The organism is Aureibaculum algae, from assembly GCF_006065315.1.
GTDB classification, from domain to species: Bacteria; Bacteroidota; Bacteroidia; order Flavobacteriales; family Flavobacteriaceae; genus Aureibaculum; species Aureibaculum algae.
The window spans coordinates 4,763,792-4,788,581 of sequence record NZ_CP040749.1; the positions used below are offsets into that span (position 1 = coordinate 4,763,792).

At 32.9% G+C, this 24,790-nt stretch carries 20 protein-coding genes; 17 read left to right on the forward strand and 3 right to left on the reverse strand.

The genetic code is table 11. The features are described from left to right. Window positions 1-10: 10 nt before the first annotated feature. Window positions 11-1,630, forward strand: coding sequence for an amidohydrolase (locus FF125_RS20180; RefSeq protein ID WP_138951816.1), 1,620 nt, complete (start codon window positions 11-13; stop codon window positions 1,628-1,630). 3 nt (window positions 1,631-1,633) lie between these two features. Here FF125_RS20180 and FF125_RS20185 read toward each other — a convergent pair whose 3' ends face one another. Then, window positions 1,634-2,203 carry a DUF2911 domain-containing protein gene (locus FF125_RS20185; protein WP_138951818.1) on the reverse strand — a complete coding sequence of 190 codons (570 nt, stop codon included), beginning with the start codon at window positions 2,201-2,203 and terminating at the stop codon, window positions 1,634-1,636. Between the two features lie 213 nt (window positions 2,204-2,416). Between FF125_RS20185 and asnB the strand changes: the two genes are divergently transcribed. The 10 genes from asnB (at window position 2,417) to FF125_RS20230 (ending at window position 12,892) form a co-directional block, all read left to right on the forward strand. Further along, window positions 2,417-4,087 carry an asparagine synthase B gene (asnB, locus tag FF125_RS20190; protein ID WP_138951820.1) on the forward strand — a complete coding sequence of 557 codons (1,671 nt, stop codon included), beginning with the start codon at window positions 2,417-2,419 and terminating at the stop codon, window positions 4,085-4,087. A gap of 109 nt (window positions 4,088-4,196) precedes the next feature. Continuing rightward, the gene (locus FF125_RS20195) at window positions 4,197-5,030 is read left to right on the forward strand and encodes a GIN domain-containing protein (protein ID WP_138951822.1); all 834 of its coding nucleotides are present in this window, start codon (window positions 4,197-4,199) and stop codon (window positions 5,028-5,030) included. A gap of 167 nt (window positions 5,031-5,197) precedes the next feature. Then, window positions 5,198-5,881 carry a response regulator transcription factor gene (locus FF125_RS20200; protein ID WP_138951824.1) on the forward strand — a complete coding sequence of 228 codons (684 nt, stop codon included), beginning with the start codon at window positions 5,198-5,200 and terminating at the stop codon, window positions 5,879-5,881. A gap of 54 nt (window positions 5,882-5,935) precedes the next feature. Next, entirely contained in the window at window positions 5,936-7,225 is a 1,290-nt protein-coding gene (locus tag FF125_RS20205) for a sensor histidine kinase (RefSeq protein ID WP_138951826.1), read from the forward strand. 184 nt (window positions 7,226-7,409) lie between these two features. Beyond that, window positions 7,410-7,742: a hypothetical protein gene (locus FF125_RS20210; RefSeq protein WP_138951828.1), complete on the forward strand. Its 333-nt coding sequence runs from the start codon at window positions 7,410-7,412 to the stop codon at window positions 7,740-7,742. Between the two features lie 341 nt (window positions 7,743-8,083). After that, window positions 8,084-8,407: a hypothetical protein gene (locus FF125_RS20215; protein ID WP_138951829.1), complete on the forward strand. Its 324-nt coding sequence runs from the start codon at window positions 8,084-8,086 to the stop codon at window positions 8,405-8,407. Between the two features lie 274 nt (window positions 8,408-8,681). Next, complete coding sequence (locus FF125_RS22005) at window positions 8,682-8,825, forward strand: hypothetical protein (RefSeq protein ID WP_157972820.1); 144 nt, start codon at window positions 8,682-8,684, stop codon at window positions 8,823-8,825. A gap of 319 nt (window positions 8,826-9,144) precedes the next feature. Continuing rightward, the gene (gene gyrB / locus FF125_RS20220; protein WP_138951831.1) at window positions 9,145-11,082 is read left to right on the forward strand and encodes a DNA topoisomerase (ATP-hydrolyzing) subunit B; all 1,938 of its coding nucleotides are present in this window, start codon (window positions 9,145-9,147) and stop codon (window positions 11,080-11,082) included. A 128-nt stretch (window positions 11,083-11,210) separates the two neighbouring features. Next, complete coding sequence (locus FF125_RS20225) at window positions 11,211-12,137, forward strand: malate dehydrogenase (RefSeq protein WP_138951833.1); 927 nt, start codon at window positions 11,211-11,213, stop codon at window positions 12,135-12,137. Window positions 12,138-12,232: 95 nt separating this feature from the next. Beyond that, window positions 12,233-12,892: a DUF4412 domain-containing protein gene (locus FF125_RS20230; protein ID WP_138951835.1), complete on the forward strand. Its 660-nt coding sequence runs from the start codon at window positions 12,233-12,235 to the stop codon at window positions 12,890-12,892. Window positions 12,893-12,945: 53 nt separating this feature from the next. Here the strand turns inward: FF125_RS20230 and FF125_RS20235 are convergent, their stop codons facing one another. Both FF125_RS20235 and FF125_RS20240 read right to left on the reverse strand, forming a co-directional pair. Next, window positions 12,946-13,905, reverse strand: coding sequence for a M20/M25/M40 family metallo-hydrolase (locus tag FF125_RS20235; RefSeq protein WP_138951837.1), 960 nt, complete (start codon window positions 13,903-13,905; stop codon window positions 12,946-12,948). Between the two features lie 134 nt (window positions 13,906-14,039). Further along, on the reverse strand, window positions 14,040-15,716 hold the full coding sequence (locus FF125_RS20240; RefSeq protein ID WP_138951839.1) for a formate--tetrahydrofolate ligase: 1,677 nt from the start codon (window positions 15,714-15,716) through the stop codon (window positions 14,040-14,042). A gap of 167 nt (window positions 15,717-15,883) precedes the next feature. Between FF125_RS20240 and secDF the strand changes: the two genes are divergently transcribed. The 6 genes from secDF to FF125_RS20270 all read left to right on the forward strand — a co-directional run bounded on the left by secDF (window position 15,884) and on the right by FF125_RS20270 (window position 24,714). Then, window positions 15,884-18,847, forward strand: a complete 2,964-nt coding sequence (secDF, locus tag FF125_RS20245; protein WP_138951840.1) for a protein translocase subunit SecDF — start codon at window positions 15,884-15,886, stop codon at window positions 18,845-18,847. Between the two features lie 82 nt (window positions 18,848-18,929). Beyond that, window positions 18,930-20,042, forward strand: a complete 1,113-nt coding sequence (locus tag FF125_RS20250) for an adenylate kinase (RefSeq protein ID WP_138951842.1) — start codon at window positions 18,930-18,932, stop codon at window positions 20,040-20,042. A 59-nt stretch (window positions 20,043-20,101) separates the two neighbouring features. After that, complete coding sequence (gene obgE, locus FF125_RS20255; RefSeq protein WP_138951843.1) at window positions 20,102-21,094, forward strand: GTPase ObgE; 993 nt, start codon at window positions 20,102-20,104, stop codon at window positions 21,092-21,094. 107 nt (window positions 21,095-21,201) lie between these two features. Continuing rightward, window positions 21,202-22,251 carry a DUF6340 family protein gene (locus tag FF125_RS20260; protein WP_138951845.1) on the forward strand — a complete coding sequence of 350 codons (1,050 nt, stop codon included), beginning with the start codon at window positions 21,202-21,204 and terminating at the stop codon, window positions 22,249-22,251. A 48-nt stretch (window positions 22,252-22,299) separates the two neighbouring features. Then, the gene (locus FF125_RS20265) at window positions 22,300-22,494 is read left to right on the forward strand and encodes a YwbE family protein (protein ID WP_117879890.1); all 195 of its coding nucleotides are present in this window, start codon (window positions 22,300-22,302) and stop codon (window positions 22,492-22,494) included. Window positions 22,495-22,695: 201 nt separating this feature from the next. Beyond that, the gene (locus FF125_RS20270) at window positions 22,696-24,714 is read left to right on the forward strand and encodes an alpha/beta hydrolase family protein (RefSeq protein WP_138951847.1); all 2,019 of its coding nucleotides are present in this window, start codon (window positions 22,696-22,698) and stop codon (window positions 24,712-24,714) included. The last annotated feature ends 76 nt before the right edge of the window (window positions 24,715-24,790 follow it).

The window sequence follows — 24,790 nt, forward strand, 5'->3', positions numbered from 1 at the left end:
ACCCCTAACCATGAAACTTTTATACACTTTCATTCTTTCTATTTTCTTCCTTGCAAGCTGTAAAAATCAAGAAAAAGCCGATTTAATAATTTTTAATGCAAATATTTACACCGTAAATGATTCTTCTCCAAAAGCAGAAGCCATTGCTATAAAAGATGGGAAATTTATTGCGGTTGGTAGTACCACGGAGTTAATGACAAAATATACCGCGGAAAATAATTTAGATGCAGAAGGAAAAACACTACTTCCTGGATTAATAGATGCCCATTGTCATTTTTTTGGACTAGGGCTGTCTGAACAAGCTGTAAAATTAGAAGGCACCAAGAGTTTTGATGAAGTAATACAACGCATTGTCGATTTTCAAAAGGAAAAAAACGTAAACTATATTACAGGTCGCGGTTGGGATCAAAATGATTGGGAAGTAAAAGAATTTCCAACAAAAGAAAAACTAGACGAATTATTTCCTGATACTCCTGTAGCCATTATTAGAATTGACGGTCATGCATTGTTGGCCAATCAAGCTGCAATAGATTTAGCAGGTGTTACCACCAAAACTCCTTTTTCCGGTGGAGACATTCTTCAGAAGGATGGAAAATTAACCGGTATTTTTATAGACAATCCCATGGATTTAATTTATTCCAAAATTCCAGAGGGAAGTTTAAACGAAGCTATTCAAGCATTAAAAGATGCCGAGAAAATTTGTTTGGCTCACGGACTAACAACCGTAAATGATGCAGGATTATCAAGAGAAGCCATTGAACTCATTGATAGTTTACAACAAGTTGGGGAATTGAAAATTCGTGTGTATGCAATGGCATCTGCATATCCCGAAAATTTAGATTACTACCTAAATAGAGGAATTTATAAAACCGATCGTTTAAATGTACGTTCGTTTAAAGTATATGGAGATGGTGCTTTGGGTTCGCGAGGTGCTGCTATGAGAGAACCATATAATGATAAACCCGATCATTTTGGAGCTTTAGTTAACACTCCTGAAAATTTAAAAGAAATAGCCAAGCGAATTGCTGATTCAGATTTTCAGATGAATACCCACGCTATTGGCGATTCTGCAAATCATTATTTATTAGAAACCTATAAAGAAGTATTGAAAGACAAAAAAGATAGACGTTGGAAAATTGAACATGCTCAGATTATTTCACCTGAGGATTTTAATTCGTTTAAAAATATTATTCCATCCATTCAACCAACACATGCTACTTCTGACATGTATTGGGCAAAAGACAGAATTGGTGCCGAACGCATCAAAGGAGCTTATGCCTATAAAGATTTATTAAATCAGTATGGTAAAGTGGTATTGGGAACTGATTTCCCTGTGGAAAAAGTAAGTCCGATGTTAACCTTTTACGCAGCTGTAGCAAGAAAAGATTTAAATAACTTTCCTGAAAATGGTTTTCAAATGGAAAATGCATTATCAAGAGAAGAAACCCTAAAAGGTATGACCATCTGGGCTGCCTATTCCAATTTTGAAGAAAATGAAAAAGGCAGTATTGAGGTGGGTAAAATGGCAGATTTTATAATTCTAGACCAGAATATTATGGAAATTCCTATTGAGAATGTTCCTAAAACAAAAGTGGTTCATAATTATATAAACGGCGAAATCTTAAATTAACTTCTAATTAGAAACGAGTACAGGCTCTTTTTCAAATTTTAGCGGAACGTTAACTCTAACGTTATCCCAGCCTAAAATCATTTGAGTAGCCTTATTTTTTCCCTTAAAAGATATTGTAAATGAATCAAGAGTTTCCCCTTTTTTTACAGGAACAATAATTTCTGCTACGTTAAAAAATGGATTGTACTGAAAAGATCCCCAAACATCAGTTTGAGAATTCAAGATAACTTGCCATTCTTTTTCATGTGGTATCGTTACAAGTACATAAGTACCTGCTTTTACTTCACAATCGCCAAAGTGGACATCATTATAAAATTTAACTTCGGTTGCTTCATTAGCACCAGTACGCCATAATTTATCAAATGGAACAAGGTTGCCAAAAACTTCTTCATCGTTTTTTTGAGGCCTACCATATAGTACTTTAGCCAATGGTGGAGTTACCTTGCTTTCGCGGCAGTACGATATATCATGAGGTATATCATCTGCAGGCACAAAACCCTGAGCTTTGGCTTCAGAAATAAAAATAAGTAATAAAAAGAGGGAGATTACAGTTGAAATGTAATGTTTTACCATGCAATATTATAGTTTAGTTGAAGTTACAACGCTATTTTTGCACTTTTAGTATTTATTATTGATAACTAAACTAATAGCTATTATTTTAAAATTGTTACAATTTATCACTAATATTATTATATTTGTTTTAATATGTAACCATATTGGTGTTTTTTGTTTACGTAATGAAATAAAAAATGAATTTTTGCATTATTAAATTATAAAATTGAAATTATGTGTGGAATTGTATGTGCTTTTGATCTAAAGCAAACATCTGAAGATTTAAGACCTCAATTATTGGAAATGTCTCAAAAGATTCGTCATCGTGGACCGGACTGGAGTGGTATTTATTGTGATGATAAAGCTATTTTAGCTCATGAACGTTTGGCTATTGTTGACCCTGCTTCGGGAAAACAACCCTTATTTAGTGAAGACAATAAGTTGATCTTGGCTGCTAATGGAGAAATATATAATCATAGAGAACTTCGTAAACAATTTGAAGGAACGTATAACTTCCAAACAGAATCAGACTGTGAAGTTATTTTAGCTCTTTACCAAAAGAAAGGGGTTGATTTTCTTGATGAAATGAACGGAATTTTTGGCTTTGCTATTTATGATGTTGAAAAAGATGAATACTTTATTGCTCGTGACCATATGGGGATTATTCCTCTTTATATAGGATGGGATGAAAACGGAACTTTTTATGTGGCTTCTGAGTTAAAAGCACTAGAAGGGGTTTGTACTAAAATTCAATTATTTCCTCCAGGACACTATATGTCTAGTAAAGATGGAGAATTTGTACAATGGTACAAAAGAGACTGGACTGAATACGACGCTGTAAAAGAAAACGAAACTTCTATAAAAGAAATCAAAGATGCGTTAGAAGCTGCGGTACACAGGCAATTAATGAGTGATGTACCTTATGGTGTTTTACTTTCTGGGGGATTAGATTCTTCAGTGACTTCTGCAATTGCTCAAAAATATGCTGAAAAACGTATCGAATCTGGAGATACGCAAAAAGCATGGTGGCCACAATTACACTCTTTTTCTGTAGGATTAGATGGCTCTCCTGATTTAGCTGCGGCTCAATTAGTAGCAGATCATATTGGTACGGTACACCACGAAATAAAATTTACAATTCAAGAAGGGTTAGATGCCATTCGCGATGTTATATACAAGTTAGAAACTTATGATATTACAACGATTAGAGCTTCTACACCTATGTATTTAATGGCGAGAGTTATTAAATCTATGGGTATTAAAATGGTACTATCTGGCGAAGGTGCTGATGAACTTTTTGGTGGGTATTTATACTTTCACAAAGCACCAAATGCAAAAGAATTTCACGAAGAAACTGTACGTAAATTAAGTAAATTACATATGTACGATTGTTTACGTGCTAACAAAAGTTTAGCCGCATGGGGTATTGAAGGTCGTGTTCCATTTTTAGACAAAGAATTTATGGATGTTGCTATGCGAATTAACCCGCAAGATAAAATGATCAATGGCGAGCGTATGGAAAAATGGGTTGTTAGAAAGGCTTTTGAAGATATGCTACCACATAGTGTTGCTTGGAGACAAAAAGAGCAATTTAGTGACGGTGTAGGTTATAGCTGGATAGACACACTTAAAGAAGTAGTAAATGCAGAAGTAAGTGATGAACAATTGGCTAATGCTAAATATAAATTCCCAATTCAAACACCAACAAGTAAAGAGGAATTCTATTACCGTTCTATTTTCGCAGAACATTACCCTAGTGATGCTGCTGCTCTATGTGTACCACAAGAAGCATCTGTTGCTTGTAGCACACAGATTGCATTAGAATGGGATGAAAGTTTTAAAAACATGAACGACCCTTCAGGAAGAGCCGTTGCAAATGTACATGATGATGCTTATTCAAAATAGCATTTCATAATTGAGATCTCTCGATTAAAAATAAATTATTAACAAAAAACTCTGCTTTCGGCAGAGTTTTTGTATTTTACATATCTTTGATACAACAAAACTAAAACAAATGAAAAAACACTACTCCCTTATCATTGTACTTGTTACAATGGTTCTAGCACCTTTTAGCATGTCTGCTCAAGACAAATTAAAAGGTAATAAAATAGTAACTTCAGAAAATAGATATATTGACGCATTTTCTAAAATTGAAACCAATGACAAAATTGAAGTTATTATTACACAAGGCATGGAACAATCCGTTACCGTTGAGGCAGATGAAAACCTACACGTAGCTGTGTACACTGAAGTAAGAGACAGCACACTAATCATTGATCTTACGAAACGTATAACAAGAAAAAAAGAGCTAAAAGTATATGTTACAATAGACCAATATATTGATGAAATCATCACCAAAGATAAATCTGAAATAACGTCATCTGGTACATTAAAATTTGATCAGTTAAAAATAAACGCAGAAGACGATTCTAAATTGACTTTAGATTTTCAAGCCGCAAATCTGATTCTAAACAACAATGAAAGTGCCAATGCAAAATTGACTGTAAATGCCGATGAAGTTTTTATAAACGCTGATAATTCAGGTAAATCTAAAATTACACTTTCATGCGACCACGCTGAAGTTACAATACAAGGGTCTTCTACTACTGAAGTCACAGGAAGTTGTTCAGAATTATATGTAAATGCTGAAAATAGAAGCAATTTTAAAGGAGGTAATTTTGAAAGTAATGAGGCCATTGTTGAGTCTTCTGATAGTGCAGACGTTCAAGTTAGTGCAAAAAAAGATCTTATTATTTCAGCCATTGACGATTCTGAAATTTATATATTTAACAATCCTCAAATAACGATTGAAAAATTTTCTGACAAAGCTATTTTAAGAAAAAAATAAGAAAACATATCATAGGCGTTTGCATAAATAATTCCATTTTTGCATAGTCCCGATTCAATAACTCTAAATTTTGAACTGATGAAACGAGCATGTAATGAGTATTTTCGCTTAAGGGAGATTTTAATAGCGAACCGCAAGCGTCAGTTAAAAACAATAAATATAAACACATGAAAATATTAATAGTAGAAGATGAAGTTGAATTATTAGATTCAATGGCAAGCTATCTTAAAAATGAAGATTTTATTTGCGAAAAAGCAACTTCTTTTTTTGATGCTGAAGATAAAATTGTAAGCTTTAAATATGATATTGTCATACTAGACATTACATTACCTGACGGCAGTGGTATTGATTTATTGAAATTAGTAAAAGAGCAAAATTCTAAAACAGGAGTGTTGATTGTATCGGCAAAAAACTCATTAGATGACAAACTAAAAGGTTTAGATCTTGGTGCTGACGATTATATTACTAAACCTTTCCATTTAGCAGAATTAAACTCAAGAGTTAATTCGTTAATTAGACGTAGAAATTTTGATGGCGATGAGTTTATTGAATTTAACGAAATAAGAGTAGACCCAAGCTCTAAAGAAGTAACAGTACATGGTAAACCTGTAGAGCTAACCAAAAAAGAATATAATTTACTATTGTATTTTATAACCAATAAAAATAAAGTACTAACGAAAGAGTCTATTGCAGAGCATCTTTGGGGTGATGATATAGAAATGGCAGACAGCTATGATTTCATCTATACCCATATGGGTAATTTACGTAAGAAGATAAACAAATTAGGCGGTAATAATTACTTACAAACCATGTATGGTCTTGGTTATAAATTTACAGATACTTTAAAGTAAATTTATAGTATAACAATTCCTTTTCTTTAAGGATTAAATTAATATTCCAATAGCATGAAATTAATAGAAAGAACTAGTAGAACCTATTTATGGCTGTCTATTGTTATATTTTTAATTTCTGCTGGTATGCTCATTTTTGTCTTGACTACTGTGATGAACAATAGACTTGATGAACAGCTACGTTATTTTAAAGATGTTATTGCTAAAAGAATTAAATATGATTATCCATTAACTATCTTTGAAGAACCGATAGAGCTAAATGAAGCGGAACAATACAAATATCCGAATGATACCATTATATATAAGGATACTTTAATTCTCAGAAATATTGAAGGAGAAGGTATTAATGAGTTTGAGAAATACAGACAATTAACAGCTTACGAAACACTTCATAACATTAGGTATAAAATTGTAGCAAGAAATTCTTTGGTTAGAAACCAAGATTTTATATGGGTAATTGTGGTTTCATCGTTCATCATAATCATCCTTTTACTAATTGGACTGTGGATTTTAAACACTTATATATCTAAAAAGTTATGGCACCCATTTTATACCAACATAAATAGACTTAAAAATTTCTCCGTTCAGGATCAAGAACCTATTAAGTTGGAAAAATCAAATATCGAAGAATTTCAGGAGTTAAACGAATCTATACGTAACTTAACACAGAAATTACAATCTGATTTTAGTAATTTAAAAGAGTTTTCTGAAAATGCTTCGCATGAAATGCAAACACCGTTAGCAATAATGCAATCTAAAATTGAATTGCTATTACAGTCGGATAATATTAACCAAGAGCAATCTGAACAATTACAATCTATTTATCAAGCTGGCAAGCGATTGTCTAAACTAAACAAAACATTATTATTACTAGCAAAGGTAGAAAACCAACAATTTAGTACAAAAGAAGAAGTTTCGTTCAAAGAGTTAATAGAAAAACAATTAGAAAATTACGAGGACTTTATTCTCAATAAAAACATATCTGTTAGTAAAGAATTATCTGATCATATAATTTCTACAAATGTCACATTGGTAGATACACTAGTTTCAAATTTATTAAGCAACGCCATTAAACATAATATTAATAACGGTACCATCTCCATTACTTTTTCTAAAAATCAATTGATTTTTTCAAATACTGGTGAGCAATTAAAAGGTGATCCTGAAAATTTATTTAATAGATTTAAAAAACAGAGTACTAGAAAAGACTCACTAGGTTTAGGCTTAGCTATTATTAAGCAAATTTGTGATGTTAATCAATGGCAACTGAACTATTCTTGCGTGAATAAATTGCACACACTTAGTGTTAGCTTCAATAGTACAACAACGAATCAGAACGACTAGCATAGACTCTCAATACACTTAAACGTTTTTATCGAAATTACTATTTAGTTGGACAAATCACAATTAAATGTTAAAGAAAAATTCTTTTATAAATCTTTAGAATATCTTTAGAATCTGCACATACATTTGACCCAACAAAAACAAACAAAACTAAATATTAATTAATTTAAAAAAACACAAGATTATGAGAAAATTAAGTTTCCTAGCAGCAGTTGCAGTAATGAGTTTAGTAAGTACTACAACTTTTGCACAAGAAGAAGAAGTTATTGAAGTAGTAGAAGTTGCTGAAGCAGCACAAGAAGAAAGTGTTGAAATTCAAGTAAGCGAATTACCAGAAGCTGTAACAGCTACAATAGCTGCTGATTTTGCTGATTATACTGCTGATAAAGCTTTTAAAGTTTTAAAAGATGAAAAAGAAGCTTATTCAGTAATTTTATCTCAAGAAGGTCAAACTACTATCAAAGTTCTTTTTGATTCAGAAGGTAAAGCAATTGAGCAAGAAGACGCTCAACTTTAAAAATATTAAAAAAAGCAAATTGGGTTGATTGCTTTTAATTGAACAGCTTAACACTACTTTTTTGTTAAGCTGTTTTTTATTGAAAAAAATTTGAATTATTTTACAAAACACGTTCAACTTGAATGTGTTTTGTATTTTAAATATATAGCACACGAGCTAAATAAAATCAGCTCATTAAAAAGTGTACCACATGCGACTATCTACCTGATTTTAAAACGATTATTAACAAAATGTTAAAATAAAAATACGCTTACCAACTTAAGAATATCTTTAGATTTTGCCCATATATTTGAAGTAACAAAACAAATAAAACTATCTATTAATTTAAAAAACAAAAAATCATGAGAAAATTAAGTTTCCTAGCAGCATTTGCAGTAATGAGTTTAGCAAGCACTACAACTTTTGCACAAGAAGTAGAAGAAACAATTATTGAGGCTGTAGCTCAACAAGAAGACAAAGTTGAAATTGAAGTGAGTGAATTACCAGAAACAGTAACAGCTACTTTAAGTGCAGACTTTGCTGATTATTCAGCTGACAAAGCTTTTAAAACTATGCAAGATGAAAAAGAAGTTTACTGGGTTGCATTATCAAAAGAAGATGCGAATATTAAAGTACTTTTTGATTCAGAAGGTAAAGTAATTGAGCAAAAAGACGGAGATCTTTAAAAAAAAGCAAATTGGGTTGATTGCTTTTAATTGAACAGCTTAACTTCTCTAAACGTTAAGCTGTTTTTATCACAAAATATATTTGAATTAATTTTAAAACACGTTCTAATTTTAGAGCGTGTTTTTTTTTCATTTATCGAAGTTCTATTTTTAAATTAATTTTCTTTCCAGCTTACTACTTCTATTAATAAAATGTTAAACTTTCAATCCATCAATTACCTTAAGAATATCTTTAGATTCACACCCTATATTTGGTCTTATAAATTGAAAAAACATGGAAAACGAAAAAGAATTATTCTACGTAACCCTAGCAAATAAAAGTGCAAAAGTGAAATTCATTTTTAATGCCAAAGGAAAATTATTAAAAAAAGAAGATGTAAAAGCCTTATTAACAACAAGTTTAGTTGGTTCTTTTTAATTTCCTTCAAAACTTTAGAAAGTCTTTAGATTCTCTTATTACATTTGAAGTAACAAAAAACACTAAATTAAAAACGGAGCAAATTGGGTTGATTGCTTTTAATTGAAACAGCTTAATATATTTACTACACATTAAGCTGTTTCTTTTTCTTTAAATCCATTATGCCAAACAATAAAACACTCTAAATTTAAATACCTCTCTTTTGAAGAGAATTTGTTAATAACTTACGTTATTTAACGACCTTGAAAACACGCTCAACCGAGCGTGTTTTCTTATATTTGTATGTTTTTGAAAATACTTAAAAAAGAGACTTAAAAATATGAGCGAAGAAGCAAAGAAACATAGTTATTCAGCAGATAGTATTCAGGCCTTAGAAGGGATGGAACACGTTAGAAAACGTCCATCAATGTATATTGGTGATGTTGGCATTAGAGGATTGCATCATTTGGTTTATGAGGTGGTTGACAACTCTATTGATGAAGCTATGGCTGGGCATTGTGATGCCATAAGCATAATAATAAATGAAGACAATTCGGTTACTGTAAAAGATAATGGTAGGGGTATTCCGGTTGACATGCATAAAAAAGAAGGCGTTTCTGCTCTTGAAGTAGTAATGACCAAAATTGGAGCTGGTGGTAAATTTGATAAGGATTCTTACAAAGTTTCTGGTGGTTTACACGGTGTTGGTGTTTCTGTTGTAAATGCACTTTCCTCGCATTTAAAAGCAACAGTTTATCGTGATGGTAAAATTTACGAACAAGAATATGAAAGAGGTAAAGCTTCTTATCCTGTAAAAGCTGTTGGTGAAACAACCGAAAGAGGGACGTTGGTTACCTTTATGGCGGATGACACCATTTTTCAATCTGAAATCGATTTTAATTACGAAACGTTATCCACCAGATTAAGAGAACTTTCTTTCCTTAATAAAAAGATTAAACTTTCTATTACTGATAAAAGAAATAAAGATGAAAAAGGAGAGTTCATCCACGAAGATTTTTACAGTGAAATAGGCTTACCAGAATTCATTAGATATTTAGATGGAAATAGAGAGCAGTTAACTTCTGACGTTATTTCTATGGAAGGTGAAAAAGGTGGTATTCCCGTTGAAGTTGCAATGGTTTACAACACTTCATATACAGAAAATTTACACTCTTACGTAAATAACATTAATACGCACGAAGGAGGTACACATTTATCCGGTTTTAGAAGAGGTTTAACAAACACCTTAAAAAAGTACGCAGAATCTTCTGGCATGCTTGATAAATTAAAATTTGAAATTGCTGGTGATGACTTCCGTGAAGGATTGACAGCAATTATTTCGGTAAAAGTTCAAGAACCTCAATTTGAGGGACAAACCAAAACCAAATTAGGGAACAGAGATGTAACTTCTGCAGTTAGTCAGGCCGTTTCTGAAATGCTAACAGATTATTTAGAAGAAAATCCTAATGATGCTAAAATTATCGTTCAAAAGGTGATTTTGGCAGCTCAAGCACGTCACGCAGCTAAAAAGGCTCGTGAAATGGTTCAGCGTAAAACAGTTATGTCTGGAGGAGGCTTACCAGGTAAGTTATCCGATTGTGCTTGGACGGACCCAGAAAAATGTGAGTTGTTTTTAGTCGAGGGAGATTCGGCAGGTGGAACAGCTAAACAAGGAAGAGATCGTAATTTTCAAGCCATCTTACCTTTACGTGGTAAAATTTTGAACGTTGAAAAAGCCATGCAACATAAGGTTTTTGAAAACGAAGAAATCCGAAATATGTACACCGCTTTAGGTGTAACTATCGGAACCGAAGAAGATAGCAAAGCATTAAACTTAGACAAGTTAAGATATCATAAAATAGTTATTATGTGTGACGCGGATGTGGATGGTAGCCACATTGCAACATTAATTTTAACTTTCTTTTTCAGATATATGAGAGAGTTAATTGAAGAAGGCTATATATTTATTGCAGCTCCACCATTATATTTGGTTAAGAAAGGTGCGAAAAAAGAATATGCATGGTCTGATAAAGAACGTGATGATATCGTTACAAAGTTTGACGGAGGTACTATTCAACGTTATAAAGGTTTAGGAGAAATGAATGCGGTTCAATTATGGGACACCACTATGAACCCTTCATTTAGAACAATGCGAAGAGTAACGATAGATAACGGTGGCGAAGCCGATAGAGTATTTTCTATGCTTATGGGAGATGAAGTACCGCCTCGTAGAGAATTTATTGAAAAAAACGCTGTATACGCGAATATTGACATATAATTAAAACCCATCCCTGACCCTTCCCAAGGGGAAGGGAATACAGCTGTATTGCAAAATACAATTGTTACCATTTTAAATTAGGGATGTTGAAATAATAAAAGAATTTATAAACATTAAATAATATTAAAATGAAAGTAACTATCGTAGGTGCAGGAGCTGTTGGAGCAAGCTGTGCAGAGTACATCGCTATTAAAAACTTCGCATCAGAAGTTGTAATTTTAGACATTAAAGAAGGTTATGCCGAAGGTAAAGCTATGGACTTAATGCAAACAGCCTCATTAAATGGATTTGACTCAAAAATTGTGGGTACAACTGGAGACTACTCCAAATCTGCTGGAAGTGACGTTTGTGTAATTACTTCAGGTATACCACGTAAACCAGGAATGACTCGTGAAGAATTAATCGGTATAAATGCAGGAATTGTAAAAACAGTTTCAGCAAGTTTAATTGAACATTCACCAAACACCATTATTATTGTAGTTTCAAATCCTATGGATACCATGACATATTTGGTACATAAAACTACTGGATTACCTAAAAATAGAATAATTGGTATGGGTGGAGCATTAGATTCTGCTCGTTTTAAATACAGATTAGCAGAGGCTTTAGAAGCTCCTATTTCTGATATTGACGGTATGGTTTTAGGTGGTCACTCTGATACAGGAATGATTCCTTTAACGAGTTTAGCTACGCGAAACAGTGTACCAGTAAGTAAATTTTTATCTGAAGACAGACTGAACCAAGTTGCTGAAGATACTAAAGTAGGTGGTGCAACCTTAACAAAATTATTAGGTACTTCAGCTTGGTACGCTCCAGGTGCAGCAGTTTCTAGTTTAGTTCAAGCCATTGCTTGTGACCAGAAAAAAATGTTCCCTTGTTCTACAATGTTAGAAGGCGAATACGGATTAAGTGATATCTGTATTGGTGTTCCAGTTATTTTAGGAAAAGATGGTATCGAAAAAATAGTAAAAATTGACCTTTCAGATGCTGAAAAAGAAAAAATGAAAAATAGTGCTGAAGCGGTTAGTAAAACAAATGCATTATTAGAGTTGTAAAATAAACTCTTTAATAACAATCAAAATAGGCTACTTTAATTTAAAGTAGTCTTTTTTTTATATATTTATCGAAATTTAAAAACAAAACACAAAATATGAAAAAATTTATTCTAGTTGCTCTTCTATCGTTGAGCGTGAGCGTTTTTGCTCAAAAAGAAATTAAGGAAGGGGTAATGACAACAAAAGTTACTATGTCTTCTGATAATGAGCAAGTAAATGCCTCTTTTGCAATGATTGGTGATATTGGTGCAACAACTCATTTTAAAGGTAATAAAGCGAGAACAGAACAGACCAATCAGATGACAGGTACACAGACATCTATTGTTGATCAAGAAGCTGAAAAAATGTTGATGTTAATGGATGTTCCTATGATGGGAAAAAAATACATGAAACAAGACACTAAAAAATCAGAAGAAGAATTAAAAGATGTTTCTGTAACTGCTAATGGTGAAAGTAAAACTGTAGCTGGTTATGACTGTAAAGGTTATGATGTGGTTTCAAAAGTAAATGGTCAAGAGATCAAAATGAAAATGTTTGTTACAGACAAAATTTTGGCTCAAGAACAATATACTGCTATGTTAGGTGGCAAATTAAAAGGTTTTCCATTACACATGGTAATATCAATGAATCAAGGTGGAATGGCAATGGACATTACAATGGAAGTTACTGAAGTTAAAGCTGAAAGCGTACCAGATAGTAAATTCGATATGACTGTACCTGAAGGATATACTGAAATGGTAATACCAAAACAATAAATTAAAAATTTACTTATAAAAAGCCCCGAAGTTCGGGGCTTTTTTTTATATCACTAATCTTCTATTCTAGTTGGTGTATCTTCACCACTGATAATACTTTCTGTCCCTCTTGCAATTGCCTTTATGGTTTCCGTAATGGTAGACACACTTAACGTTGTTGCCTCATCTGAAACCTTATGGTAATGCGGGTCATTATCTATAGGTCCCGTTGAAAAGGTATGAGCAGGGATTCCTAATTTAGCCATTGCCGCATTATCCGACCTATAAAACAATTGATATGCTTTATATGGATCAGGATGTAATGTATACCCTGTATTTATAAGATTTTTCTGAATAATTGTTCCAAAATCAGAACGCTCAAAACCAGTTAACCATGCCGTTTTAGGTCCAAATTTAGATTCTTTCCCTATCATTTCAATATTGATTCCTGCCACAAAATTATCTGGTTCTATCTGCTTACCAAAATACGTAGATCCCACTACACCCATTTCTTCTGCTGTAAAAGTTACAAAAATAATAGTCCTTTCATTACTATCGCTATTTTTAAAATATTCCGCTAAAGCTAAAACAGCGGCTACCCCAGAAGCATCATCATCTGCACCATTATATATAACATCTCCGCTACCATTTTCCTTAACTCCTAAATGATCGTAATGAGCAGAGACTAATACATATTCATCTTTTTTACTTTTTCCTTCCAACACTCCTATTATATTAAACAAATTCAATTCTTTTTCAACAAAAGACTGACGATATGTTTTTAAATCTTGAAATTTATCCAAGCCAATTCTCTCAAATTCTGATTCTATATACTGTGCCGCTTTTTCAATTCCGGGCGTTCCTGCTTTACGACCTTCCATCTCATCAGAAGCTAATGTATACAAATGTTTTTTTACCATTAAACTATCAATACCCATTAATACTTCATTGGTCTCAATTGTTTTCGTTTTTTGGGCACAAGAAATTCCTACGCTGAGAAGTAATACAATAAGTAGTTTTAATTTAATCATCATTTTTAGTTGCTTTAATTTAAATGTTAAGTATAAATTTCGTTCAATCAATGATACCATTAATTATTCCAATTTACATATTTTACATAAAATAATGTGAAATTAATCAACTTATAGCCTGATAAAGAAAACTCCGTTTATGAAAGTCCTGAAATTTTACCGTTATCATCAATAAACATTTCCTCAGAAGCTGGTTTAGATGGTAACCCTGGCATACGCATCATTTTACCTAAAATAGGAATCAAAAATTTTGCTCCCGCAGCAATTTCTATTTCCCGAACAGTTATTCTAAAACCTTCAGGCCTTCCAATAAGCTTATCATTATCAGAAAAAGATTTTTGTGTTTTTGCCATACAAATCGGAAAATCATTAAACCCTAACTTTTCAATTCTTCTTAAATTTAAATTCGCTTTATTATCATAATCAACGCCATCAGCTCCATAAATTTCTTTTGCTATTTTTTCAATTTTCTCCTTTACAGGAGATTTCCAATTATATAATGGTTTAAATTCAGCCGCCTTATTTTCTACAATATCAACTACAGTTTTCGCTAAATCAATAGTCCCATTTCCGCCTTCAGCCCATCCGTTTGAAACAACAGCATGCACTCCTAATGCATCACATTTACGTATTATCAAATCAACCTCTTCATCAGTATCTGAGACAAATGAATTGATAGCTACTACAGGTTCAATATTAAATTTTCTTATATTTTCAATATGTTTTTCTAGGTTTACAAAACCCGCTTCTACACGTTCAACGCTTGGCGTGTTATATTCATCACTAGGCGAACCTCCATGATGACGCAATGCTCTTATGGTAGCTACTAAAACAACACATTTCGGATTTAATCCCGCAGCAGCACATTTAATATTTAAAAATTTCTCCGCTCCAAGATCAGCACCGAAGCCAGCCTCAGTAATTACATAATCTGATAATGAGAGTCCCATTTTAGTTGCAATAATACTATTGGTACCTTGGGCAATATTAGCAAATGGACCACCATGAATAATGGCAGGGTTTTTTTCTAAGGTTTGTACTAAATTGGGCTTAATAGCATCTTTTAACAAAATAGCCATGGCATTTTCTGCTTTTAAATCACGTGCAAAAATTGGTTTTTTATCAAAAGTAAAACCTACAAAAATATTTCCAATACGTTCTTTTAAATCATCTCGACCTTGAGCCATACATAAAATTGCCATAATTTCAGAAGCAGCAGTAATATTAAACCCATCTTCTCTAGGTATACCATTAGCTGTGCCTCCCAAACCAATTGTAATTTGACGTAGTGACCTGTCATTCATATCAATGACTCTTTTCCAGCCAATGGTTCTCGGATCAATATTTAAATTATTTACCTTACTCTGCAAATTATTATCAATTAAAGCAGCCAATAAATTATTTGCTTTTTCAATGGCATTAAAGTCTCCCGTAAAATGCAAATTAATATCCTCCATGGGCACTACCTGAGAATATCCTCCTCCAGCTGCACCACCTTTTATTCCAAATACCGGGCCTAAAGAAGGCTCTCTTAACACAACAGTAGCTTGCTTACCAATCTTATTTAATCCTTCAGTCAATCCTATTGAAACTGTAGTTTTCCCTTCACCAGCAGGAGTTGGAGTTAAAGCGGTTACTAAAATTAAGTTGTTTTTTTTGACTTTATCCTCATCAATTAGATATAACGGTAGTTTAGCTTTGTATTTACCATACATTTCTAAATCATCTTCAACGATGTTTAATTTTTCTGCAATATTCTTAATGTGATTTTTTTCGGTAGCCTGAGCAATTTCAATATCGGAAAGTAATTTCATTTAGTATAAAATTTAAATAGCTAAGATAATGAATTTAAGAAGTAAAGCCAATTATAAAAAACTTAAAAACAATTGTCTATTCTCATTTGTTACTATATATTTGCACGTTAATAAAAAAAAGGTATATCAATAATATATGCCTAAAAGATATTTTAAATAGAAAGTAGATGCAAAACAAAGGACTAATTAAAACTTTTGCTATTTTATTTGGCTTAATATGTGTGTATTATTTATCATTCACATGGGTCAATAATAGAGTTGAAAATGATGCAAAAGAATTTGCAAATGGAGATGCTGCCAAACAAGAGGCATATTTAGATTCGGTAGCCAACGTACCCGTAGCCAATTATTTATACACAGAGTACACACACAGTGAGATTCAAGACAAGGCGATAAACCTTGGGTTAGATTTAAAAGGTGGTATCAATGCTACATTAGAAGTATCTGTAAGAGATATTTTAATGGGCTTATCAAATGATTCTAAAAATCCAATATTTAACAAAGCATTAGCTGATGCATCTGCTGCTCAAGAGGGAAGTGATGAAACTTATGTAAATTTATTTTTTGATGCATTTGAAGCAGAAAGTAAAGGTTCTGTAAAATTAAGTGACCCTTCAATTTTTGGAAATAAATCTTTAAAAGATAAGATTAATTTCAAAATGACCGATGAAGAGGTTAAAAGTGTTTTAAAAGATGAAGTAAAAGGTTCTATAGGCACTGCTTTTGAAGTGTTGAGAAATAGAATTGACCGTTTTGGTGTTACATCACCTAACATACAACGTATTGGTGAATCTGGTAGAGTATTAATTGAATTACCAGGTGCTAGAGATATAGCTCGTGTAAAAAAATTACTTACAGGTACTGCCAAATTACAATTTTGGGAAACCTATGACAATACAGAAACTGCTAACTTTTTTATTCAAGCAAATTCTAAATTAGCTGAAATATTAAAGCCTGAGGTTGAAGAAACTGAAGAGACTACAGATTCAATAGCATCTGAAGATTCACAAATTGATGATTTATTAGGTAAGGTTCAAGATTCAATTGATACAAAGGCAACTAGTCCATTATTTTCAATAATGTACCCTAGTATTCCTCAAAATCAAAACCAACGAAGCTCAGTTGTTGGTTCTGCTAATGTAAAAGATACTGCAACAGTTAATAAATACCTAGCCATGAAAGAGGTTAGAGCTTTATTACCTAATAATATGGTATATGCCAAATTTCTTTGGGATGCAAAACCAGTTGAGAAAACAGAAGTTATTAATTTATATGCTATAGTATCTAACAGAGAAGATGTTGCTCCTATTGAAGGTGACGTTGTCTCTGATGCTAGTCAGACTTTTGACCAAATGGGTGTAAATCCCGAAGTGAGTATGTCTATGAATAGTAAAGGTTCAAAGTTATGGGCCAAAATGACGGAAGAAAATGTTGGACAATTTGTAGCGGTTGTATTAGACGACTATGTGTATTCTGCACCAAACGTAAATGGTCCAATTCCAAATGGTAGAACATCAATTTCTGGTAACTTTACTATTGACGAAGCACAAGATTTAGCAAACGCTTTAAAATCTGGTAAACTTCCTGCTGCAGCAAAAATCTTAGAATCTTCTGTAGTTGGTGCGTCGTTAGGTCAAGAAGCTATTAATAGTAGTGCAATTGCATTTATTTTAGCACTTTGTATTGTTTTAGTTTGGATGATTTTCTATTATGGTAAGGCGGGTATTTTTGCTAATATCGCTTTATTGGTAAACATCTTATTTATATTCGGAACACTAATTGCTTTTGGTGCCGTACTAACATTACCGGGTGTTGCAGGTATTATTATTACCATTGGTATGTCTGTGGATGCGAACGTAATTATTTACGAGCGTATAAAAGAAGCACTCAATAAAGGTAAGGTTTTAAAAGAAGCCGTTAAAGAAGGTTTTAGTTTTGAAGGAGCATTATCAGCTATTATTGATGCAAATATTACAACCTTTTTAACAGGGGTAATCTTATACATTTTCGGTTCAGGTCCTATTAGAGGGTTTGCAACTACATTAATGATAGGTATTTTAACCTCTTTAATAACTGCTGTATTTATTACACGTTTACTTATCGATTGGTATGCAAACAGAGACCATACAATGTCATTTAACACTGCGATAACTAAAGGATGGTTCCAAAATATTAGAGTTGACTTTTTAAAGAAACGTAAAATAGCATATTTCATTTCTGGACTTATTATAATAGGAGGTATTGGTTCATTAGTAACCAATGGTTTAAATTATGGTGTAGATTTTACAGGAGGTAGAACGTATACGGTTCGTTTCGATCAACCTACAAGTTCAACTGAGGTAGGAAGTACTTTAAAAGATGTTTTTGGTGATGCACCAGAAGTCAAAACTTATGGTTCTTCTAACCAATTAAAAATTACTACTAAATATAAAGTTGATGAAAATTCAGTAGAAGTTGGTGACGAAGTTCAAGAATTACTATATAAAGGATTGCAAACTTACCTTCCAGACGGAACTACGTTAGAAGATTTTAAAATTAGTAGTACAGACACAGAACATAAAATTGGTTTAATGTCATCTATGGAGGTTGGACCAACCATTGCAGATGATATTCAGCAAGCAGCAGTTTGGGCAATCATTGGCTCATTAATCGTTGTCTTTTTATATATCTTATTACGATTTAGAAAATGGCAATATAGTTTAGGTGCTGTAGTAGCAGTTTTTCATGATGTATTGATCGTATTAGCTGTTTTCTCAATATTCTACAAAATATTACCTTTTGATATGGAGATTGACCAATCATTTATTGCCGCATTATTGACGGTAGTTGGTTATTCCCTGAATGATACTGTGGTTATCTTTGATAGAATTAGAGAGTTTACAGGTAAACATGAAACTTGGCCATTTATGAGAATAGTAAATGCTGGTTTAAGTAGTACTTTAGGTAGAACTATAAATACCTCATTAACTACCTTATTAGTATTGTTATCAATATTTATATTTGGTGGAGATTCTATTAAAGGATTTATGTTCGCTATGATTGTTGGTGTGGTTGTAGGTACTTACTCATCACTATTCATTGCTTCGCCAATTATGTATGATACTACGAAAAAATTGATAAAAGAAAAGTAAAACAAATTAAACATTATAAAAAATCGTTTTGCTTTACTGAATTAATTTCAGAAATAGCAAAACGATTTTCTTTTTTACAAAAATGGGTACAATAAAACTTCATAATAAGCACTTTAAAAAATATATTTCTGCTAAAAAGATAAAAATTGCTATTGATAAAATGGCTTCTTTGGTAGCAAAAGACTGTGGTGATGAAGTTCCAATTTTCATTGGAATTCTTAACGGGTCTTTTATGTTTGCTGCAGATTTTGTCAGAGCATATAACGGAAACTGCGAAATGTCTTTCGTTAAATTAGCTTCATATAGCGGTACAGATTCTACTGGAAACGTAAAGCAGTTAGTAGGTCTTAATGAAGATATAGAAGGCAGAACGGTTATTATTTTAGAAGATATTATTGATACAGGTACAACACTTGAAGAAATTTATAATATCTTCAGACATCGAAAACTCAAACAATTAAAAATTGCAACATTATTTTTTAAGCCTGATGTTTTTCGTAAAGAGTTACATATTGATTATATTGGTCTTTCCATACCCGATAAATTTATTGTAGGTTATGGATTAGATTATAATGGTTTAGGAAGAAACCTTGCAGACATTTACCAATTAACAACACATAAAATGACAAACATTGTTTTATTTGGCCCTCCAGGTGCCGGAAAAGGAACACAAGCTGACGTATTAAAAGATAAATATAATTTAGTGCATATTTCCACTGGAGACGTATTTAGATACAACATTAAAAACCAAACAGACTTAGGTAAATTGGCAAAATCATATATGGATAAGGGCGATTTAGTTCCTGATGAAGTAACCATTGATATGCTTAAAGCCGAAGTGGAAAAGAATGTTGATGCCAACGGATTTATTTTTGATGGTTTTCCTAGAACAGAATCTCAAGCAAAAGCATTGGATGCCTTTTTAGAAGAAAAAGGACAATCAATTAACGGAATGGTAGCCTTAGAAGTTGCTGAAGATTTATTGGTTGCTAGATTATTAAAACGCGGCGAAACAAGTGGAAGACCTGACGATCAAGATGAGTCTAAAATTAGAAACCGTTTTAATGAATACGAAACTAAAACTTCTATTTTAAAAAATTATTACGCTGATCAAAACAAGTATTTTGGAGTAGATGGTGTAGGTAGTATTGAAGAAATTACAGAACGATTAAGTTCTGTATTTGATACATTATAGTTTTCTGTTACTCAAAAAACAGCATAATTATAAACAAATAAAGTACAAACAAAGACAAAATGGTTGAAGGCAATTTCGTAGATTATATAAAAATACATGCTGCCTCTGGTAATGGAGGTAAAGGCTCTGTGCATTTACATCGCGAAAAATTCATCCAAAAAGGTGGTCCAGATGGCGGTGATGGTGGTCGTGGTGGTCATATTATTGTTCGTGGTAATAAAAACATGTGGACTTTAGTTCACCTAAAATTCAAAAAACACTTTAAAGCTGAGCATGGCGGCGGCGGTAGTAAGAGTCGCAGTACAGGTAAAGATGGAGATGATGTTTATATAGATGTTCCTTTAGGCACCATCTTAAGAGATGGTGAAACACAAGACATAATTTTCGAAATCACCGAAGATGGAGAAGAACGAATTCTTGTAGAAGGCGGAATGGGTGGCCGAGGAAATTGGCATTTTAAAACACCAACAAACCAAACACCTCGCTATGCACAGCCAGGGGTTGAAGGAGAAGATGGTTGGTTTCAGATGGAACTAAAACTATTGGCTGATGTTGGTTTAGTAGGTTTTCCTAATGCTGGTAAATCAACGTTGCTGTCTGTAATGACCTCAGCAAAACCAAAAATAGCAGATTATGCGTTTACAACGTTAAAACCTAGTTTAGGTATCGTTGAATACCGAGAATTCCAGAGTTTTGTAATGGCAGATATTCCAGGTATAATTGAAGGAGCTGCGGAGGGAAAAGGGTTGGGACATCGATTTTTACGTCATATTGAGCGTAACTCTACCTTGTTATTTTTAATTCCGGCCGATTCAGATGATATCAATGAAGAGTATAAGATATTGCTGAATGAACTCAAAAAACATAATCCTGAATTATTAGATAAAGACCGTCTATTAGCGATTTCAAAATCTGACATGTTAGATGATGAACTGAAAGCTGAAATAAAAAAAGATTTACCTGAAGATGTCGATCACATCTTTATTTCAGCGATTACTCAAGTGGGATTGACGGAATTAAAAGATAAATTGTGGAAAATGCTGAATGATTAATTAACTGTATTTCAGCACTTCATAAACATTTAACATTAATATTTATTTTACGGTTACAAGTAATAAATAGTGTCCGTTTAACGTTACTACGGTTAAACCAAACTATTATGTCAAAGTTAACCAACAAAACTTATATATCTATATTAACACTTGCTCTTATAGTAAGCTCTTGTGCCACCACTAATAAAATGACTATGGGTGTACTCGAACCTGCACCTGTTTACATGCCTAAAGACATTCATAACATAGGTATTATAGATAGAAGTTTACCCTCTGATGAAAATACAGAATTGGATAAATTAGATAAAGTATTATCCGCTGAAGGTAAAAACTTAGATAAAGAAGGAGCTCATAGAGCTATTTTAGGATTATCTGATAAGCTAGGTAAAAATCAAAATTTTAATGAAGTTAAAATTATTGAAAATGCTAACTTAAGAAGTCCAGGTTCAGGCGTTTTTCCAGCTTCACTTTCTTGGGAAACCGTTCAACAAATATGTGATGAAAATGATGTAGATGCTTTATATGTATTATCATATTATGATACCGATTCTAAAGTTGATTATAAAATCGTTCAGAAAAAAATTAAGAACCCATTAGGTCTTGAGATTTCAGTTCCTGAACATCATGCAACGATTTTTACACATCTAAAAACAGGATGGAGAGTTTATGATTTAAAGGACAAATTAATTCTTGATGAGTACAACGTTAATCAAAATATAACAACTACAGGAAAAGGTATTAACCCAGTGAAAGCATTAGGTGCTGTAGCAGGAAGAAAAGAAGCTGTTTTAGAAAAAAGTAATACCATTGGATACAATTATGGGGCAAGAATTCTTCCACGTAGCGTACGCGTTTCAAGAGATTATTTTATTAAAGGAACTGATAAATTAGAAACCGCAAACAGAAGAGCTATTGCAGGACAATGGGATAGTGCCGCAGAATTATGGAATGAAGAAGTCTCAAATAGCGACAATAAAATAGCCGGAAGAGCATGTTACAATATGGCTATCATCAATGAAATAAATGGAAATTTAGATGAAGCTATTGAATGGGCACAAAAAGCGTATACAGATTATGAAATAAAAGAAGCCATTAGGTATATCAAAATACTAAGGTATCGTAAAGAAAACAATAGACTATTAGCATCTCAAAATTAGGACTTATTAGTATATTAGTTGTTCAGAACTTCTTAGTGAACTATAAATATGCAAGGCAACACAAGAAAAAACATCAATATCGGTCAAAACGTAGCAATTGTTTTAAAGCAAGACCAGCGTTCTGGTAAACTTACGGAAGGTGTTGTACAAAAAATACTAACAAATTCACCCAACCATCCCCATGGTATAAAAGTGATGTTGGTTTCTGGAAAAGTAGGACGAGTTAAAGAAATTTTGGAGTAATTTACACCTAAATTAGAAGGTTATATTCGAAGTAATAATGTGGAATCAAAGGTATCGAAAACTAGTTTTTGATACCTTTTTTATTTTAATTTATCCAAACTGTAATTGCACAAAAAAATACTTGAACTGACTCCCGATTACCATTAAATAAATACTCTCAATTTCTTTTACTAAATTTATAGCTCAACAAAATTTAGTTCTATGATTCGTATTCTAACGCTTTGTTTCCTTTTTATTTCCACGTTATGCTTTTCTCAAACCAAATCTTCATTTAAAAATCTTGATGTATTTGAATTAGAATGGGCAGTTAATCCTGAAATTTCACCTGATGGTAATCGTGTTGTCTATCAACGTAGTGGATTTGACATTATGAATGACCGTAAACAATCTCGACTATGGATGATGAATGCCGATGGTTCAAATCACATAAAATTAACTAGTAACGAAGTGAGTGAATCTAATCCGAAATGGTCACCAGACGGCTCTAAAATTGCCTTTACAAGTAGTACTGAAAATGGTTCAGAAATATTTGTGCACTGGTTAGCAACCGGTAAAACCGCTAAATTAACGCAATTGGAAAAATCGCCAAGTGGCTTAAGTTGGTCACCTGACGGAAAGCATATCGCTTTTTTAATGACTGTACCAGAGGCACAACCAACATTGGTAAAAGCTCCAAAAAAACCAGAAGGAGCCAAATGGGCCGAACATCCAAGAGTAACCACACGATTGAAATATGAAGCTGATGGTTCAGGGTATATTCAACCGGGATTTAAACATTTATTTATTGTTTCAGCGGATGGTGGTAGTCCAAGACAAATTTCGTCTGGTAACTTTAAATATGGCAGTCCACAGTGGTCAAAAGACGGAAAATCACTCTTTTTTAGTGGTAATTTAATTGCCGATTGGGACTATGACTTTAGAAATTCCGAGATTTATACGATAGACATCGCCACAGGAAAAACCTCTGCGTTAACCGACAGAAAAGGGCCAGACCATAGCTTAGCTATTTCACCAAATGGCAAACAAATTGCGTATATCGGTTTTGATGATAAGGTACAAACCTATCAAGTGAATCATATGTATGTAATGGATAGTGATGGCACTAATAAAAAACAAATTAATACGGGTTTAGATAGAAGTCCCAATAACTTAACATGGAGCGTTGACGGAAAAGGCCTTTACTTTCAATATGATAACACGGGCAATACGAAAATTGGCTACACTACCCTATCCGGAAAAACTTCAAAAATTGCAGACAATTTAGGAGGCACTTCTATTGGTAGACCTTATGGTGGAGGCTCTTATTCTTTATCAGAAAACGGAACTATTGCCTTTACACAAACTACACCAAGTTATCCTTCTGAAGTTGCAGTTGTAAAAAAGGGTAAAACCATTAAAATCTCACACCTCAACGAAGATATTTTACCATTTAGAACTTTAGGTAAGGTTGAAGAAATATGGTATAAATCGACCATTGATGGTAATGATATTCAAGGTTGGATTGCTTATCCTCCAAATTTTGATGCGTCTAAAAAACATCCTTTATTGGTTGAAAATCATGGTGGACCCATTTCTAATTATGGCGACCGATTTTCACCAGAAATACAATTGTACGCCAGTGCAGGTTACGTAGTTTTTTATCCCAACCCAAGAGGAAGCACTAGTTACGGAGAAAAATTTGGAAATTTACTCTATCACAATTATCCCGGTAATGATTATGACGACGTTATGGATGGCGTAGATGCCGTTATTTCTAAAGGTTATATAAATCCTAAAGAATTATACGTAACGGGCGGAAGTGCGGGTGGTATCATGTCTGCATGGATGATTGGTAAAAACAATCGCTTTAAAGCTGCCGCCGTTATAAAACCTGTAATGAATTGGATTAGTAAAACCCTAACGGCTGACAACTATTATGGCTATGCAAATTCGCGTTACCCAGGTCAACCTTGGGAAAACTTTGAAACCTATTGGAAATTTTCACCACTCTCTTTAGTAGGCAATATTCAAACACCTACCCTAGTTATGGTAGGTACAGAAGACAGACGCACTCCTTTATCGGAAGCCAAACAATTGTACAGTGCTTTAAAAATTAGAAAAATTGAAACGGCCTTGGTAGAAATCCCTGGTGCTTATCATTTAATTGTAAACCGTCCTAGCCAGCTAATTACTAAAGTAGATCATATTATAGCTTGGTTTGAAAGGTATCGTGATAAATAATCAGAAAACAACTATCACTTTTACTAGATGAAAACAAGAAACTGGAGACTTCACAGGTTTTGAAAACCTGTGAGGT

Coding starts and splice junctions, on each gene's coding strand:
- FF125_RS20180 (WP_138951816.1), top strand. CDS start 11: ATGAAACTTTTATACACTTTCATTCTTTCTATTTTCTTCCTTGCAAGC.
- FF125_RS20235 (WP_138951837.1), bottom strand. CDS start 13,905: ATGATGATTAAATTAAAACTACTTATTGTATTACTTCTCAGCGTAGGA.
- FF125_RS20185 (WP_138951818.1), bottom strand. CDS start 2,203: ATGGTAAAACATTACATTTCAACTGTAATCTCCCTCTTTTTATTACTT.
- FF125_RS20210 (WP_138951828.1), top strand. CDS start 7,410: ATGAGAAAATTAAGTTTCCTAGCAGCAGTTGCAGTAATGAGTTTAGTA.
- FF125_RS20225 (WP_138951833.1), top strand. CDS start 11,211: ATGAAAGTAACTATCGTAGGTGCAGGAGCTGTTGGAGCAAGCTGTGCA.
- secDF (WP_138951840.1), top strand. CDS start 15,884: ATGCAAAACAAAGGACTAATTAAAACTTTTGCTATTTTATTTGGCTTA.
- obgE (WP_138951843.1), top strand. CDS start 20,102: ATGGTTGAAGGCAATTTCGTAGATTATATAAAAATACATGCTGCCTCT.
- asnB (WP_138951820.1), top strand. CDS start 2,417: ATGTGTGGAATTGTATGTGCTTTTGATCTAAAGCAAACATCTGAAGAT.
- FF125_RS20240 (WP_138951839.1), bottom strand. CDS start 15,716: ATGAAATTACTTTCCGATATTGAAATTGCTCAGGCTACCGAAAAAAAT.
- FF125_RS20215 (WP_138951829.1), top strand. CDS start 8,084: ATGAGAAAATTAAGTTTCCTAGCAGCATTTGCAGTAATGAGTTTAGCA.
- FF125_RS20200 (WP_138951824.1), top strand. CDS start 5,198: ATGAAAATATTAATAGTAGAAGATGAAGTTGAATTATTAGATTCAATG.
- FF125_RS20205 (WP_138951826.1), top strand. CDS start 5,936: ATGAAATTAATAGAAAGAACTAGTAGAACCTATTTATGGCTGTCTATT.
- FF125_RS20250 (WP_138951842.1), top strand. CDS start 18,930: ATGGGTACAATAAAACTTCATAATAAGCACTTTAAAAAATATATTTCT.
- FF125_RS20260 (WP_138951845.1), top strand. CDS start 21,202: ATGTCAAAGTTAACCAACAAAACTTATATATCTATATTAACACTTGCT.
- FF125_RS22005 (WP_157972820.1), top strand. CDS start 8,682: ATGGAAAACGAAAAAGAATTATTCTACGTAACCCTAGCAAATAAAAGT.
- FF125_RS20195 (WP_138951822.1), top strand. CDS start 4,197: ATGAAAAAACACTACTCCCTTATCATTGTACTTGTTACAATGGTTCTA.
- FF125_RS20230 (WP_138951835.1), top strand. CDS start 12,233: ATGAAAAAATTTATTCTAGTTGCTCTTCTATCGTTGAGCGTGAGCGTT.
- FF125_RS20270 (WP_138951847.1), top strand. CDS start 22,696: ATGATTCGTATTCTAACGCTTTGTTTCCTTTTTATTTCCACGTTATGC.
- FF125_RS20265 (WP_117879890.1), top strand. CDS start 22,300: ATGCAAGGCAACACAAGAAAAAACATCAATATCGGTCAAAACGTAGCA.
- gyrB (WP_138951831.1), top strand. CDS start 9,145: ATGAGCGAAGAAGCAAAGAAACATAGTTATTCAGCAGATAGTATTCAG.